The organism is Lacrimispora sp. (genome assembly GCF_036758025.1).
Lineage (GTDB): Bacteria > Bacillota > Clostridia > Lachnospirales > Lachnospiraceae > Lacrimispora.
The window spans coordinates 1-15,696 of the sequence record NZ_DAIOXM010000018.1 but is presented as its reverse complement, the minus strand read 5'-3'; the positions used below and the strand labels follow the sequence as shown (position 1 = coordinate 15,696).

The following is a 15,696-nucleotide window of genomic DNA, read 5'->3' as shown; positions in this document are numbered from 1 at the left end:
TCCTGACAATTTAGCAATTGGTCAAACCATTGTGATTGTTCAACCGGAAACACTCTATATCGTCCAGACCGGTGATACTTTGCAAAGTATAGCAGAGCATTATAATGTTTCAACAATGGAATTATTGAGAAATAATCCCTATCTTTCCGATAGAGAAATGCTGTATGTAGGTGAAACCATAGTAATCAAATATCAAACCGATAAAACAAGAGAAATTGCCACTATTGGTTATACCTTCTCCTACATAGAAAAATCTGTTTTAATAAAAACTCTTCCCTTTTTAACTTATCTGACCATTTTCAACTATAGAGCTACAAGTGAAGGAGAAATTATCTCCAGATACGACGACACGGAACTTATCCAGTTGGCTAAAACTTACGGTGCTGCACCCATGATGCTTGTTTCCACTATGTCGGAAGAAGGAATCGTCAACCCTGAAGTGACTTATAATATTTTAAATAATCCTTCCGTGCAAATCAGCCTGATCGAAAACGCTCTTAATATAATGAGAATGAAAGGGTTTTACGGTATTAATATATATACCGAAAACATTACTTCTGAAACCATAAACAGCATTGCGGAATATTTGCAAAGAGCCTCTGTGATATTCCATGCTGAGGGTTACACGATCATGATTACCATATCACCGGCTACGGATACGGATGATTCTGATGTTGGCTTTGAAAAAATAGATTATTCAACGTTATCTAAGTTTGTAGATGCGGTCATATTTGCTTCCTATGACTGGGCAAGGACTTATGGTTATCCAAGCGCAATTTATCCGGTTAATATTTTAAGAGATTTGTTAGATTATATGGTTCATACGATTCCTCCTGAAAAAAATTTTTTAGGAATCACTTCGTTAGGTTATGACTGGGCCCTTCCCTATGTTCCCGGTGCCACAGAAGCTACTGCAATAACCTATAATAATGCGGTACAAATAGCAGCAGAAAACGGTGTACCAATACTATTTAATGAACCGGCACAGTCAGCTTACTTCTACTATATGGATAGTGATCAGGTTATGCATATAGTATGGATTAAAGATGCAAGAAGCTTTGATGCGCGGGCAAGCCTGGTGGCAGAATATAATTTCCAGGGACTATCTATATGGACTATTATGAGATTTGAAGCTCAAATGTGGTTTATTATAAATACTCGGTTTTATATAGAGAGACTCTTGGGGATTGACTAAGCAGTCAATAGAAAACGGAAGTGTACTTCCGTACTATTCAATAGGACAATCTGTATTCAAAGAAAAAAATAAAAAAGCCTCAAAACCTTGACTTTATCAAGAATTTTGAGACTTCAGAGAGCAGGGGAAGAGGGGCTCGAACCCCCATTTACGGTTTTGGAGACCGTTGCTCTACCATTGAACTATTCCCCTATGGCGTAATAATATTTGTCCTCACCTGAGCACCTAGAAAGTATAGCATATAAGGTTTTAAATTGCAACAGTTTTTTGAAAAAAATAAAAAACTTATTTAGTTGTTATCGAACACATGTTTATGGTATAATAAATGCAATGAGCGGGATTTTGGTGCCCCATACCCGTATTTTTGGCGTTTTCTATAAAAATGACGGAGTAAAACTGTGAAATTGAATTAGAGCCAAAAGAATAATTGAGAATGATTCCCTAAATAAAACGGTTCCCGGCAAAAAAATGCTTAACCACCGGGCATAAATCGGGTAGAAATAACATGTTCTGCACAAAATCAGCAATAAAATTCGGCCAAAAGCATAATTTGACAAATGGTGTCAAAGATGATATAAGTATAGAGACTTTTTAATTTGATCATTAAAAAAGGAGTTTGACTATGAAAGAATTTAAAATTATGCTGCCAACTGTTGCTGATGCGAAAGAGTTTGTTGCTGTTGCTTCTAAATGTAACTTTGACATAGACGTGTTTTACAATAGAGTAACCATTGATGCAAAGTCTATATTAGGAGTATTGAGCTTGGATTTAACCAAGGTTCTGACCGTTGAGTTCAGCGGTGATAATGCAGAATTTGAGGAATTGCTGAGAGGAAAGTCTCCAAGCAAGTATTCAGCAGCATAAAAGCAGCGCAGAAAAAAAGGGAATTGTACGCCGGATGGCCTGCAGTTTCCTTTTTTTATTTCCGCCAGGTATTTGACTTGCAGGCTGAGGATCCGGGGTAAATAGAAAAAGGAGGAGCCGGAGTGGAGAACGAAGAGAAAAAGATTCTGAAAATATCGGTTAGGAATCTGGTTGAATTTGTGCTGCGTTCCGGTGATCTGGACAACCGGCGGACTAAGGGAGCCGAAAAGACAGCCATGCAGGAAGGAAGCCGCATACACCGGAAGATTCAGCGGCGTATGGGAGCGGACTATAAGGCAGAGGTGCCTTTAAAGCACAAGGTGGAAGAGGACCGGTTTCAGATTTTGGTGGAGGGCCGGGCCGATGGAATTATAGAAAAGCCGGAGGGAATCACCATTGATGAGATCAAAGGCATTTACATGGACTTATCCTATTTAAAAGAGCCTGTCGCCGTACATCTGGCCCAGGCAATGTGCTATGGGTATTTTTATTGCTTTGACCATCAGTTAAGTGGGGCAGTCATACAGATGACCTATTGCAACATAGAGACAGAGGAAATCCGCCGCTTTCAGGTGGAAAAGTCCTTTGAGGAATTGGAAATCTGGTTTCAGGGACTGATTCATGAGTATATGAAGTGGGCAAGGTATTTATATCACCATGGACTGCGCAGGGATGAATCCATAAAGGAGCTCTCTTTTCCTTACCCTTACCGAAAAGGGCAAAAGGAGCTGGTGGTGGCTGTGTACCGCAGCATTGCCAGAAAGAGAAATCTGTTTATCCAGGCGCCCACCGGTATTGGAAAGACCCTTTCCACCGTTTATCCCGCCGTAAAAGCCATGGGAGAAGGCTTTGGGGACAAGCTGTTTTATCTGACTGCCAAGACCATAACCAGAGGAGTTGCGGAGGAAGCCTTTGATATTTTAAGAGAACAAGGCCTGTATATGAAGGCTGTCACCATAACGGCCAAGGATAAGCTGTGCTTTCTGGAAAAACCGGAGTGCAATCCTGATGCCTGCCCCTATGCCAAAGGCCATTTTGACCGGGTGGGAGACGGGGTTTATGATATTCTCCACAAGGAATGGAGCATCACCAGGGAAACAGTCTTGCGCTATGCAGAACAGCATCAGGTGTGTCCCTTTGAATTCTGTCTGGATATCAGCAACTGGGTGGATGCCATTATCTGTGATTACAATTATGTGTTTGATCCAAACATCAGACTGAAACGGTATTTTTCCGAAGGGGTTTCCGGGGATTATCTCTTCCTGGTGGATGAGGCTCATAACCTGGTGCCCAGAGCCAGGGAGATGTACAGCACCACCATATATAAAGAAGACTTTCTTCTTATTAAAAAGCTGACAGCCTCCATGGACCAGAAGCTTTCTAAACTTCTGGACCGGTGCAATAAAGAACTTCTGTCCATGAAGCGGGAATGCGAAAGCTTTCAGCTTCTGGAGAATATCCAGTTTTTTATGACCGGAATCCTGTCCCTTTTTGGGGAAATGGAAAAGTTCATGGAGATCAATGAAGAGTTTCCGGACCGGGATCTGGTTCTGGATTTTTATTTCAGCTTGAGGGATCTCATTAATATTTATGACCGTTTGGATGAAAACTACCGGATCTATATAGAGCTTTTGGCTGACGGACGCTTTATGCTCCGGCTGTTCTGCGTCAATCCGGCTAAGAATTTAAGGGAATGCCTGGACAAGGGAAATGGCACGGTCTTCTTTTCCGCCACTCTGCTGCCGGTCCGGTATTACAAAGAGCTGTTAAGCGGAAATCAGGAGGAGTATGCAGTTTATGCCCAGTCCCCCTTTGACGGAAAAAAGAGGCTTCTCATGGTGGCCTCTGACGTGAGCAGCCGCTATACCAGAAGAAATGGCCGGGAATATCAGAAGGTGGTGTCTTATATCCGGGCAATCGTATCCGCCCATAAGGGAAATTATATGGTATTCCTGCCCTCTTATCAGTATCTGAAGGAAGTGGAAGCTTTGCTGGAGAGGACGGAGAAACTGGAATTTACCTTCCTGTCTCAGGCCTCCCATATGAGCGAGCAGGAGAGGGAAGAATTTTTAAAGGAATTTTCCGAGGAACGGGAGGACTCTTTTGCAGCTTTGTGTGTGATGGGAGGAGTATTTTCCGAGGGGATAGATTTAAAGGAAGGGAGACTGATCGGAGCCATTATCGTGGGAACGGGGCTTCCTATGGTCTGCACGGAACAGGAAATACTGAAGGGATACTTTGATGATAAGGGGCAGCAGGGGTTTGACTATGCCTATCAATATCCTGGCATGAATAAGGTCATGCAGGCAGCGGGGCGGGTTATCCGGACGGTCCGGGATGAAGGAATTATCGCCCTTTTGGATGAACGGTTCTTAAAACCGGATTATCAGGCTCTCTTTCCAAGGGAATGGGACGAATATTATCAGGTGAAGCTAAAGAATGCGGGAGAAGTGGTCCGGGACTTTTGGGAAGGCCGATCAGCGGAAGGCCGGTAATCCGGCCGGTTCATGGAATTACAGCATATCCATGAACTGCCGGGAAGCCTGGGAAACGGGAATGTTTTCATTATAAGCCACCACCATCTGACGGGTAGGCAGTTTTTCCGACAGTTTTACCTGGAATAAGTCCCTGTCATTTTCCGGAATACAGAAGTCCGGAACAAATGCGATTCCCAAGCCGATACGGGCCAGATCGATGAGAAGATCGTTGCTGCTCAGTTCGATTTCCGGCACCAGATCAAGCTGTTCCTTCTGGAACATATGATGAAGAAACTCGCTGGTGGTGCTTTTCCGCTCCAACATGAGAATGGGATAGGTCTGAAGCTTTTGAAGGGTGACAACCTGGTCTTTTAAAGGAAAATACTCTTCATTGGCTACGAACACATCGGAAAATTCATTGATGACCCGGATGTTCTGGGAGCTTTGCAGGCCGGAGTTGGGATAATTGGTGATGATGAAATCCACCTGGCCGTTTTCTAAAAGCTGGGCGCATTTTATGGAGGTCTGGTTGGTGACCTTGATGTGGACGTTGGGGTAAGCTTTGTGGAACTGGTTTAAATAGGGAACCAGATAGTAGCGGCATATGGTATCGCTGGCTCCGATGCGGAGCTGGCCCCCGTTTAAGGTGTTAGCTTCTAAAAGCTGGTTTTCTCCCTTTTGAATCAGATTGATGGCCGGTTCAATGTGTTTTAGAAGAATTTCCCCTTCCGGTGTGAGCTGGACCTTTTTGGTGCTTCTGATAAACAGGGTCTGGTTTAATTTTTTTTCCAGCACCTTAATGGACTGGCTGACTGCTGACTGAGAGATGAAAAGCTGTTTGGAAGCCTCTGAAAAACTTAAGGTAGCTGCTACATGATAAAAAACTTTGTATAGTTCAAAATTAATATCCATGATTTGTTCTCCATAGTATCATTAAATTTTCTTATAAATTAGAGTTATTTTATCACGAAATTGATTGATTTGCAAAGGGATTTGACAAATTTCCTGGGGTACGGTATAGTAACGTGCACAGGAATCAGGACGTAAAAAGAGAAGGAGAAAAGGCATGCATGATGATTTTTACCAGATGTATCTGGAAGAGATGGAAAGTATCACACCCTGTACCGGGGAAGAGAAGGCAGTCCTGTTAAAGCAGGCCGGGACAGGAAGCAAAGAGGCAAAAAAAAGGCTTGTGGAAGGGCTGCTGGGAACTGCCCTGGAGTATGCCAGGGAATATCAGGATAAGGGTGTGCTTTTGACGGATCTGGTTCAGGAGGCCAATATGGCTCTTCTCATAGCAGTGGAAGAATATTCCGGTACCTCAGAGGCGGCGGAATTTGACTTGTTTGTAGAAAAGAAAATCCGTGAGGCCCTGGCATTAGCGGTAGAGGAAGAGGAGTCGGCAGACAGAACCGAAGAGGAACTGACGGCCAGGGTCAACGTGCTCCAGACCGTATCCCAGGCCCTTGCAGATGAACTGGGCCGGGAGGCCACAGTGGAAGAGCTGGCGGAAAAGATGAAGATGACCGTGGAAGAAATTAAGGGAATCATGAAAATAGCTATGGATGCCATGAGCATGAATGCTGAAAATGCGGATATAGAAGCATTATCCGGAATCGAAGGTCTTGAGATTCTTGAGGATGAGCAGTACGGGGATTACAGCACAGAAGATTAGGAGAGTTAAGATGAAGATATACTTGATACGCCACGGACAGACAGACTGGAACATCCAGGGAAAGATTCAGGGAACACATGACATCCCATTAAATGACACTGGCCGCAGACAGGCCGGGCAGTTGGCAGAGGGAATGGATTCCCGTCTTGTATCCCATATATTTTCCAGCCCTTTATCCCGGGCTATGGAAACGGCAAAGGAGATCAGCAAGAGGCAGGGCGTGGAAATCGGCCTTCTTCCCCAGCTGAAAGAGGTGGAGTTCGGAAAATGGGAGGGTCTGACCTGGGAGGAAATCCAGGAGAGATATCCCAAGGAGTTTGCCCACTGGCAGATCAATCCCGCTGTAGCCGCCCCTCCGGGAGGCGAAACAAGGGCTGAAATCATAAGCCGCTGCAAATGGTCTATCAATGAGATTTTAAGGGTAACAGGCGGAAGGGAAGATGCTGCCGTAGTATCTCATGGGGCTACGGTGGCTTATCTGGTTTCCTGCATGGTGTCAGACCAGGACGAGGAAACCATAATTCCCGGAAATGCCAGCATTACAACCATTTATTACAACCCTCTTACAGAGGACTTTCGGCTGATGGAAAACAATGATACCTCTCACCTTTCACATTAAAAGGGAGAGGTAATGGCTGCTTAATCAAACAAGGTTTCTACCAGGATTTTCAGCATGGAAGGAGCGGTACGGATGCAGAGATGATCGCTTCCCTGACATCGCAGTGAGGTCTTCATAAGCTCTTCTTTCGAAGCAGAGCTGTCGAAGATGGTGACCATGTTGGCACAGGATTCCACAATGGAATTAAGCTGTCCTGCTTTTTCGAGAAATAAGTTGATGTGCTCCTCTAAAAGCTGCAGGGACACCTCCAGGCCCGGTGTCTGCCCATCAATTTTAAAATGGGCGTTTTCAAATGAATATTTTTGTGATAATTCGTCAATCTGCTGTTGGATATTCATAAAGTGACTTGCTCCTTTTGTAAAAATTCTTTACTACTATATTGTAAAACCGGAAAACTTTCAAGTGATTTTTGTAAAAAAATTACGAAACTTTGCAGAATTAATTTTTATGGAAAAGTATGGAAAAATTCTCTGAAAAAGCTTGAAATATTAATGGTTGTAATTAATAACATAAGATATATTAATTTTTCTTATTGATATGCTTTGTGGTATGATGGTTAAAGACGAATAAAAGGAATTTTTGGCAAAGAGAAGGCCCCCTGGGGCAAGGAGGAAACGATGAGTGTAAGAAGAGTTTATGTGGAGAAAAAGGCGGCTTATGCCGTAAGAGCCGGAGAGTTGAAAGAAGAAATAGAAGGCTGTCTGGGGATTGACGGTCTGACCGGTGTAAGGGTGCTGATCCGCTATGACATGGAAAACCTGTCCGATGAAGTTTATGGACAGGCTCTTATCTCAGTTTTTTCAGAGCCGCCTTTGGATGAGGTTTATGAAGAGGACTTTCCGGGAAAGGAAGGAAGTCTGGTATTTTCCGTGGAATATCTCCCCGGACAGTTTGACCAGAGGGCGGATTCTGCTGAACAATGCATCAAGCTGCTAAAGGAAGAGGAGGAGCCTGTAATCCGGTCCGCAGTCACCTATGTGATTTCCGGAACCCTTACCTTAAGCCAGATTTCCGACATCAAAGGTTTCTGCATTAATCCGGTGGATTCCAGGGAGGCGTCTGAAGAAAAATCGGAGACTCTTTCTGCAGTATTTGAAACTCCGGATGATGTACTTATTCTCCATGGATTTCAGGATTTTTCGGAAGAGGAATTGAAGGAATTATACGATTCCCTTCATTTAGCCATGACCTTTCAGGATTTTCTTCATATACAGAATTATTTTAAAAACCAGGAACAGCGGGACCCGTCCATGACGGAAATCCGGGTGCTGGATACTTACTGGTCCGACCATTGCCGTCACACCACATTTCAGACGGAATTGAAGGACATCACCTTTTTAGAGGGGGCTTATCAAAAGCCTATGGAAGACACCTACCGTCAATACCTTGCTCACCGGGAGGAGCTGGGAAGGGACAGGGACGGAAAGTTTGTCTGCCTTATGGATCTGGCTCTCCTGGCAATGAAAAAGCTGCGTAAGGAAGGAAAGCTGGAGGATCTGGAGGTTTCTGAGGAAATCAATGCCTGCAGCATTGTTGTGCCTGTAATAAGGGACGGGAAAGAAGAGGAATGGCTTGTGAATTTCAAGAATGAAACCCATAACCATCCTACGGAAATAGAACCCTTTGGAGGGGCTGCCACCTGTCTTGGCGGAGCTATCCGGGACCCCCTTTCCGGGCGGACTTATGTTTACCAGGCCATGCGGGTGACGGGAGCGGCAGACCCTACGGTGCCTTTGAGCCAGACTTTAAAGGGAAAGCTGCCTCAGAGAAAGATCGTGACAGGGGCTGCAAGAGGCTACAGCTCCTATGGAAACCAAATCGGTCTGGCAACCGGACTTGTAAGAGAGGTTTACCACCCCGGATATGTGGCAAAGAGAATGGAGATCGGAGCTGTTATCGGTGCGGCCCCCAGAAAGAATGTCATCCGGGAAACTTCAGACCCGGGCGATATTATCATTTTGCTGGGAGGACGGACTGGACGGGATGGCTGTGGCGGTGCCACCGGCTCCTCCAAGGTTCATACGGAAGATTCCATTGAAACCTGCGGGGCTGAGGTCCAGAAGGGGAATCCGCCTGTAGAGCGGAAGATTCAGCGTCTGTTCCGCAGGGAAGAGGTCAGCAGACTCATAAAGAAGTGCAATGATTTTGGTGCAGGCGGCGTGTCCGTTGCCATCGGAGAACTGGCTGACGGACTGGAAATTGATCTGGATAAGGTTCCGAAAAAGTATGCAGGGCTTGACGGCACGGAAATTGCCATTTCCGAATCCCAGGAGCGTATGGCAGTTGTGGTCAGCAGGTCGGATGCAGAGCAGTTTCTTGCTTATGCTGCACAGGAGAATTTGGAGGCAGTTCCGGTGGCAGAGGTGAAGTCAGAGCCAAGGCTGGTTATGAAGTGGCGTGGAAAGACCATTGTGGATATCAGCAGGGCATTTCTGGACACTAACGGAGCCCATCAGGAGGCATCTGTTGTGGTGGAAGTTCCGGAACAGGAAGGAAGTGTTTTTGTCAGAAAGGAAATTCCGGATGTGAAGGAAGCCTGGCTGGCTCTGCTTTCTGACTTAAATGTTTGCTCCCAGAGAGGGTTGGGAGAGATGTTTGACGGCTCCATAGGAGCAGGAAGCGTGTTCATGCCTTTTGGAGGGAAATATCAGCTCACCCCGGCTCAGACTATGGTTGCAAAGCTTCCCGTGCTAAAGGGAGAGTCCAAAACCGTCACCATGATGAGCTATGGCTTTGATCCGTATTTGTCCAGCTGGAGCCCTTATCACGGTGCTGTCTATGGAACAGTAACTTCTGTGGCAAAGATCGTGGCAGCAGGCGGCGATTACAGGAAGATCCGCTTTACCTTCCAGGAGTACTTTAAGCGAATGACGGAAGATCCGGTCCGCTGGGGCCAGCCCTTTGCAGCCCTTCTTGGAGCTTATCATGTCCAGATGGGATTTGGCCTTCCTTCCATCGGAGGAAAGGACAGCATGTCCGGAACTTTTCAGGATATGGATGTACCGCCTACTTTCGTTTCCTTTGCAGTGGATGTGGCAGAGGCAGATCACGTTATCACTCCGGAATTGAAACGGGCAGGAAGTAAAATTGCCGTATTTCGTATGGAGCGGGATTCTTACGATCTGCCGGTATATGCTCAGGCTATGGAGGGCTATGGAAAGCTGCATGAGGATATTCTGGCGGGACGGATTATCTCTGCCTATGCAGTGGAAGGCGGAGGAATGTGCGAAGCAGTCAGCAAAATGGCCTTTGGCAATAAAATGGGCGTAAGGATTGAGCATGATGTGGATGCAAGGGATTTCTTCGGTGCAGGCTGGGGAGATATTGTGTGCGAGGTGCCTGACGGAAAAGTGGGCGAGCTGGCAATTTCCTACCGCATCATTGGACAGGTGACTGACGGAGGGGTATTCGAATATGGAAAAATGTCCATTTCCATGGATGAAGCCCTTGAATCATGGAGCAGAACATTGGAAGACGTATTTCCCACTGAGGCAGGGGATCAAAAAACAATTGTAGAGGAAGCCATTTATCGGGCAGAGTATATTTATGTCTGCAGGAATAAGGTGGCAAAGCCCAGGGTGTTCATCCCTGTCCTTCCCGGTACAAACTGCGAATACGACAGTGTAAGAGCTTTTGAAGAGGCTGGAGCTGATCCGGTGACAAAGGTATTTAAAAATTTAAGCCCGGGGGATATCAGGGAATCAGTCAGTGCTTACTGCAGGGAAATATCCAGAGCCCAGATCGTCATGTTTCCAGGGGGATTTTCAGCAGGAGATGAGCCGGACGGCTCTGCCAAATTCTTTGCAGCTCTGTTTCGCAGTGAGGCGGTAAAGGCGGAGATTGAAAAGCTGCTCCATGAAAGGGACGGACTGATGCTGGGAATCTGCAACGGATTTCAGGCTCTCATAAAGGTGGGTCTGCTGACAGAAGGAAGGATCAGGCAGCAGAAGGCGGATTCTCCTGCTTTGGCTGTAAACACCATAGGCCGTCACGTTTCCAGAATGGTTTATACAAAGGTGGTCAGCAATCAGTCCCCATGGCTTTCAGAGGCTCGGTTGGGAGCTGTTTACTGCAATCCGGTTTCCCATGGGGAAGGGCGTTTTTCCGCCAATGAGGAATGGATCAGGAAGCTGGTCTTAAATGGTCAGGTGGCAACCCAGTATGTAGATGACCAGGGCCGTCCAACAATGGAAGAACCCTGGAATCCCAACGGCTCCTGTCTGGCTATCGAAGGAATTACAAGCCCTGACGGCCGGATCTTTGGTAAGATGGCCCATTCGGAAAGAAAGGGACAGAATGTTGCCATGAATATATACGGTGAGCAGGATATGAAGATATTTGAATCTGGAGTGAATTATTTTAAATGATTTTATGATACAGAAAATCAAAAAAATTTGCTTACTAGAAGATAAAAATATGAAAGTGCAGGGCCCAGGGGCTTCTGCACTTTTTCTCTTCCCCGGAATGCCGGAAATGAAAAAGTCTGCAAAACACAAAAAGGTGTTGACATATATGATGTTATATATTATTATATACAGAACAAATATAACATTATATAACAACATTGTATGGAGGATTAATGATGAAACAAGAGCACAAGGAACAGATTGGCAGAGCAGTGGAGGCAGTAGCCTCTAAGGGACGGATCAACCACTTTTATTTTGTGGCTTGCGGCGGTTCCCAGGCATTTATGATGCCGGCACAGTATCTCTTTGACAGGGAATTGGAAACACCGTCCAGCGTTTACAGCTCTAATGAATTTGTACATAGAGCGCCCAGGGCATTGGGTCCGGATTCAGTGGTGATCACCTGCTCCCATTCCGGCAGCACTCCGGAGACAGTAAAGGCGACAGAGGTGGCAAGAGAGAAGGGAGCGACCACCATCGCATTGTCCAATCTGGTGGATTCTCCCCTGTGGAAGGCAGCGGAATATCCCCTTCACTATGACTGGGGCAAAGAGGCGGATGCCAGTGATTTGAATAAAGGAATTCTTTACCGCCTTATTTTCAGCATTTTAAATGCAGTCAGCCCAAGTGAAAAGTTCCGGAAGGGAATGGACGGAGTTGAAAATTTAAACGGTATAATTGAAAAGGCAAAGGCAAAATATGCCGATACCTTAAAGGAGTGGGGCAGACAGTATAAGAGAGAAGAACTGATCTACACCATGGGAAGCGGTGCCAGCTATGGAGAGGCTTATTCTTTTGCAATCTGTCTGCTGATGGAAATGCAGTGGATTCATTCCAATTCCATTCACTCAGGAGAATATTTCCACGGGCCGTTTGAAGTGACAGACTTTGATGTTCCATTTATCATCATCAAGGGCCTTGGAGCTACCAGACCGTTGGATGAAAGAGCTTATGATTTCTGCCGGAAGTATTCTGACAAAATTATGCTGGTTGACGAGGCAGACTTTGACATGACAGGAATTGACGAAGAGGTTCAGGAGTATTTTGCCCCCCTTCTTGCAGGAGCAGTGCTGCGTTCCCTGGCAGATGAGTTTGCATATCAGAGAGGACATGAGTTAAACGTCCGCCGTTATATGTGGAGAATGGAATATTAATATTTAAAAAATGAGGAGGAAGCCGGATGAAAAAAAACTATAAGAGGGTATTCACGTTATTATTAACCGCTGCCATGGGCCTGTCCTTGACTGCCTGCGGAGGCGGAAGCACCAGTACAGGTACAGAGACTGGTTCCGGTACAAAGGCGGAGTCAGGAAAAGATGAGGGAGACAAGGTGGTGATCCGCTTTTTCCACCGCTGGCCCAATGACCCCAAAAACTCCATGTTTCAGGAGCTGGTAAAGGAATACATGGCTGAAAATCCCAATGTGGATATCCAGATGGATTCTATTATCAACGACCAATATAAAGAAAAGATCCGTATGGTGGTATCCACCGATGAAATTCCTGATATGTTTTCCTCCTGGTCCGGTACATTTGCAAAAGAGATGATTGCTTCCGGTAATGTGATGGAGCTGAACCAGGTATATGACGAGGACAAAGAATGGTCCTCCCAGATCGCGGGAGCCAGCGTAGATGGATTTACATTTGACGGAACTGCTTATGCAATCCCATGGTCCCAGGATGGAAAGGTATTTTATTACAATAAGAAGATCTTTGCAGATAATAACCTGGAGATTCCAAAGACTTGGAATGAGTTCATCACTGTGCTGGATTCCTTAAAGGCAGCAGGCTATGAAACTCCCATTGTGGAAGGGTTATCCGACAACTGGGCAGTTCTCCACTATCTTGGAACCATGAACCAGAGAATGCTGGATGCAGAGGTTCTTGCAAAGGATTATAAGGCGGAAACCGGAGAGTTTACCGATCCGGCTTATGTGGAAGTCTTAAAAAAGTGGCAGCAGCTCACTTCCTATATGGGAGAAACCAGCGTTGCCATTGACCATGAGACGGCCAGAAATACATACTTTGCTGCTGGAGAAGCTCCTATTATGTACCTTCAATTTGCTGAGATCCCCATGCTGGAAAAGGTCATACCGGAGGACTTTGAATATGGATTTTTCAATTTCCCGTCCTTTGAAGAGGGAAAGGGTGATCCTGACGGTCTGACAGGCGCTCCGGAGGGCTTTATGATCAGCAACAAGGCAAAGAACCCGGAAGAGTGCGTGAAGTTCTTAAAATGGCTTGTGAGCAAAAAGGGCGGAGAGGCCCTGACCACAAAGGCTGGAGATATTTCCAGCGTGGCAGGTGCGGTAGATGAGACCAATGCACTTCCCTCTCAGTTGGAGGCCATGGATATTATAAAATCTGCTTCCACTCTGGTACCCTGGTTTGACAATGCCTGTGATCCTTCCATCTATACCGTATACGGACAGGGAGCACAAGCCATTGCGGCAGGGGATGAAACTCCGGAAAGCGTTATGGAACAGGTAAAAGAGGCCGCCGCCGGCTTGCGTAAATAAAAATATTTTAGATAAGAGGCCGAAACCGGCCTCTTATCTAAAATAGAAAGGGATGAGATGGTGCCATTTTGAAAAGAGAGAAAAAAAGAAATTTACAGGCATTGGCCTTTGTATTGCCAGGGCTTTTGATTCTTGGTTTTTTCGTGTATTATCCATTGTTTATGAACATTGTATACAGCTTTCAGTCTTTTACCCTGTCTGATACTGCCAGGAAATGGGCGGGACTTTCCAATTACCAGCATCTTTTGTCGGATAAGATCATTCTGGTAAGCCTTAGAAACAATATTCTTTATGCGGTCATATCCATTGTGTTCCAGGTGGGACTTGGCCTTGTTATTGCAGCCGTGCTGGAAGATGCGGCATTTAAAAAAGTATCTCCTGCCCTGCGCAGCATTTATTTCATCCCTACCATCATTTCCATGACAGTGGTGTGCCTGCTGTTTGATTTTGTCTACAATCCTCAGATGGGACTCCTTAACAGCTTCCTGGAGCTGGTGGGACTGGGGGATCTCACCCGCATATGGCTGGGAAGCAAAAAGACGGCAATGTATTCGGTGATCGCAGTATCCCAGTGGCAGAGTGTGGGATATATTGTTATGCTGTTTATTGTGGCGATTCAGAAGATTCCTGACGACTTATATGAGGCGGCCAAGGTGGATGGGGCAGGAAAACTGACCCGCTTCTTTTATATCACCGTTCCCCAGGTGCAGCAGATGTTCTTTGTGACCATGATCCTTACGGTGGTAGGCGCCTTTACGGTATTTAATGAGCCTTATATTCTGACGGGAGGCGGCCCCGGTACGGCTACCATGGTGTTATCTCTCCATATGTACCAGACCGGATTTGTCAAGAACAATATGGGATATGCCTCCACCATTGCCATGCTGATCTTTGTGATTACCGCAGTTTTATCATCGGTGCAGTTCTTTGCATATGGAACGGATAAGGAGGGCAGAGCATGAACATACGAGAAAAAAAGAAAAGAATATACGGTCCGGGTGAGATTTTCTGGTTTGCATTTCTGGTTCTGCTTGCAGCCCTGATTTTGTATCCCATGTTCTGGATACTCATGTCCTCCTTTAAGGATTACAACGGCATATACGGGGATGTATGGGGATTTCCGGATATCTGGCATATAGAAAATTATAAGGTGGCCTGGAACAGGGGAATTTCCCAGTACTTTGTCAACAGCGGAATCGTTACTTTATGTACACTGGCAGGAGTTGTCTTTGTATCCACCTTTGCTGCCTTTGGCATCTGCCAGATCAAGGGGAAGATGGGAAATATCCTTTTTCTCTTTTGTATGGGCGGACTTTTGCTGTCTCCCCAGGTGTGTCTTCTGCCTCTTTTTATGCTGTTAAAATCCCTGGGGATCAAAAACACCCTTTTTGCCATGATACTTCCCTATATTGCATTCCGCCTTCCTGTGTCCATTATGCTGATCCGGTCCTTTTTTGTAGGAATTTCAAAGGAAATGGAGGAAGCAGCCACCATTGACGGGGCAACCCTGATGCAGATTTACAGAAATATCTATCTGCCCCTTTCCAAGCCCATTATCTCGACCGTGATCATTATGACGGCATACTATGCGTGGAATGAGTTCGTTTTTGCCACTATTTTTGTGGACAGCTCAAAGCTGAGGACCATACCTGTGGGCCTTATGACCTTCCGGGACGGGCTTATGACGGAGTGGGGTGTCGTTTTGGCGGGCATGGTAATTTCCTGCCTTCCCATTATTGTTTTATTTTTGGTGATGCAGAAAAGTTTTATAAGAGGAATGACTGCCGGTGCAGTGAAAGGATGAGAACATGAAGCTGATTGCAATAGGTGATAATGTAACGGACTGTTACATGGATGAAAAGGTTTATTACCCAGGCGGAAATGCCGTCAACGTGGCGGTGAACTGCAAGAAAAACGGAGCGGAAAAGGTCCATTACATCG

General features: G+C 45.7%; 12 protein-coding genes and 1 tRNA gene. 10 read left to right on the top strand and 3 right to left on the bottom strand.

Annotated features, from left to right (window positions below):
* The coding region (locus V7M78_RS14925; protein WP_333650942.1) for a LysM peptidoglycan-binding domain-containing protein at positions 1-1,195 on the top strand (1,195 nt) is incomplete at its 5' end.
* 121 nt (positions 1,196-1,316) lie between these two features.
* On the opposite strand, the gene V7M78_RS14920 is transcribed toward V7M78_RS14925, so the two are convergent.
* Positions 1,317-1,387 (bottom strand) — tRNA-Trp (locus V7M78_RS14920).
* Positions 1,388-1,817: 430 nt separating this feature from the next.
* Between V7M78_RS14920 and V7M78_RS14915 the strand changes: the two genes are divergently transcribed.
* Both V7M78_RS14915 and V7M78_RS14910 read left to right on the top strand, forming a co-directional pair.
* A complete protein-coding gene (locus tag V7M78_RS14915) occupies positions 1,818-2,060 on the top strand; it encodes an HPr family phosphocarrier protein (protein WP_333650940.1) in 243 nt (80 codons plus the stop codon).
* Positions 2,061-2,182: 122 nt separating this feature from the next.
* Positions 2,183-4,555 carry an ATP-dependent DNA helicase gene (locus V7M78_RS14910; protein ID WP_333650938.1) on the top strand — a complete coding sequence of 791 codons (2,373 nt, stop codon included), beginning with the start codon at positions 2,183-2,185 and terminating at the stop codon, positions 4,553-4,555.
* 18 nt (positions 4,556-4,573) lie between these two features.
* On the opposite strand, the gene V7M78_RS14905 is transcribed toward V7M78_RS14910, so the two are convergent.
* Positions 4,574-5,449: a LysR family transcriptional regulator gene (locus V7M78_RS14905; RefSeq protein WP_333650936.1), complete on the bottom strand. Its 876-nt coding sequence runs from the start codon at positions 5,447-5,449 to the stop codon at positions 4,574-4,576.
* Positions 5,450-5,603: 154 nt separating this feature from the next.
* Between V7M78_RS14905 and V7M78_RS14900 the strand changes: the two genes are divergently transcribed.
* Positions 5,604-6,212, top strand: coding sequence for a sigma-70 domain-containing protein (locus tag V7M78_RS14900; RefSeq protein WP_333650934.1), 609 nt, complete (start codon positions 5,604-5,606; stop codon positions 6,210-6,212).
* Positions 6,213-6,222: 10 nt separating this feature from the next.
* Positions 6,223-6,831 carry a histidine phosphatase family protein gene (locus V7M78_RS14895; RefSeq protein ID WP_333650932.1) on the top strand — a complete coding sequence of 203 codons (609 nt, stop codon included), beginning with the start codon at positions 6,223-6,225 and terminating at the stop codon, positions 6,829-6,831.
* A 20-nt stretch (positions 6,832-6,851) separates the two neighbouring features.
* On the opposite strand, the gene V7M78_RS14890 is transcribed toward V7M78_RS14895, so the two are convergent.
* Positions 6,852-7,169, bottom strand: coding sequence for a hypothetical protein (locus tag V7M78_RS14890; protein WP_333650930.1), 318 nt, complete (start codon positions 7,167-7,169; stop codon positions 6,852-6,854).
* A 279-nt stretch (positions 7,170-7,448) separates the two neighbouring features.
* Between V7M78_RS14890 and V7M78_RS14885 the strand changes: the two genes are divergently transcribed.
* The 5 genes from V7M78_RS14885 to V7M78_RS14865 all read left to right on the top strand — a co-directional run bounded on the left by V7M78_RS14885 (position 7,449) and on the right by V7M78_RS14865 (position 15,559).
* Positions 7,449-11,198 (top strand): phosphoribosylformylglycinamidine synthase, encoded by a 3,750-nt coding sequence (locus V7M78_RS14885; RefSeq protein WP_333650928.1) that lies wholly within the window; start codon positions 7,449-7,451, stop codon positions 11,196-11,198.
* 212 nt (positions 11,199-11,410) lie between these two features.
* Complete coding sequence (locus V7M78_RS14880; RefSeq protein WP_333650926.1) at positions 11,411-12,391, top strand: SIS domain-containing protein; 981 nt, start codon at positions 11,411-11,413, stop codon at positions 12,389-12,391.
* A 26-nt stretch (positions 12,392-12,417) separates the two neighbouring features.
* Entirely contained in the window at positions 12,418-13,755 is a 1,338-nt protein-coding gene (locus tag V7M78_RS14875; RefSeq protein WP_333650924.1) for an ABC transporter substrate-binding protein, read from the top strand.
* 68 nt (positions 13,756-13,823) lie between these two features.
* Complete coding sequence (locus tag V7M78_RS14870; protein ID WP_333650922.1) at positions 13,824-14,717, top strand: carbohydrate ABC transporter permease; 894 nt, start codon at positions 13,824-13,826, stop codon at positions 14,715-14,717.
* Positions 14,714-15,559, top strand: coding sequence for a carbohydrate ABC transporter permease (locus tag V7M78_RS14865; protein ID WP_333650920.1), 846 nt, complete (start codon positions 14,714-14,716; stop codon positions 15,557-15,559). Before V7M78_RS14870 ends, V7M78_RS14865 begins: the two co-directional genes overlap by 4 nt.
* The last annotated feature ends 137 nt before the right edge of the window (positions 15,560-15,696 follow it).

Coding starts and splice junctions, on each gene's coding strand:
- V7M78_RS14915 (WP_333650940.1), top strand. CDS start 1,818: ATGAAAGAATTTAAAATTATGCTGCCAACTGTTGCTGATGCGAAAGAG.
- V7M78_RS14905 (WP_333650936.1), bottom strand. CDS start 5,449: ATGGATATTAATTTTGAACTATACAAAGTTTTTTATCATGTAGCAGCT.
- V7M78_RS14900 (WP_333650934.1), top strand. CDS start 5,604: ATGCATGATGATTTTTACCAGATGTATCTGGAAGAGATGGAAAGTATC.
- V7M78_RS14895 (WP_333650932.1), top strand. CDS start 6,223: ATGAAGATATACTTGATACGCCACGGACAGACAGACTGGAACATCCAG.
- V7M78_RS14890 (WP_333650930.1), bottom strand. CDS start 7,169: ATGAATATCCAACAGCAGATTGACGAATTATCACAAAAATATTCATTT.
- V7M78_RS14885 (WP_333650928.1), top strand. CDS start 7,449: ATGAGTGTAAGAAGAGTTTATGTGGAGAAAAAGGCGGCTTATGCCGTA.
- V7M78_RS14880 (WP_333650926.1), top strand. CDS start 11,411: ATGATGAAACAAGAGCACAAGGAACAGATTGGCAGAGCAGTGGAGGCA.
- V7M78_RS14875 (WP_333650924.1), top strand. CDS start 12,418: ATGAAAAAAAACTATAAGAGGGTATTCACGTTATTATTAACCGCTGCC.
- V7M78_RS14865 (WP_333650920.1), top strand. CDS start 14,714: ATGAACATACGAGAAAAAAAGAAAAGAATATACGGTCCGGGTGAGATT.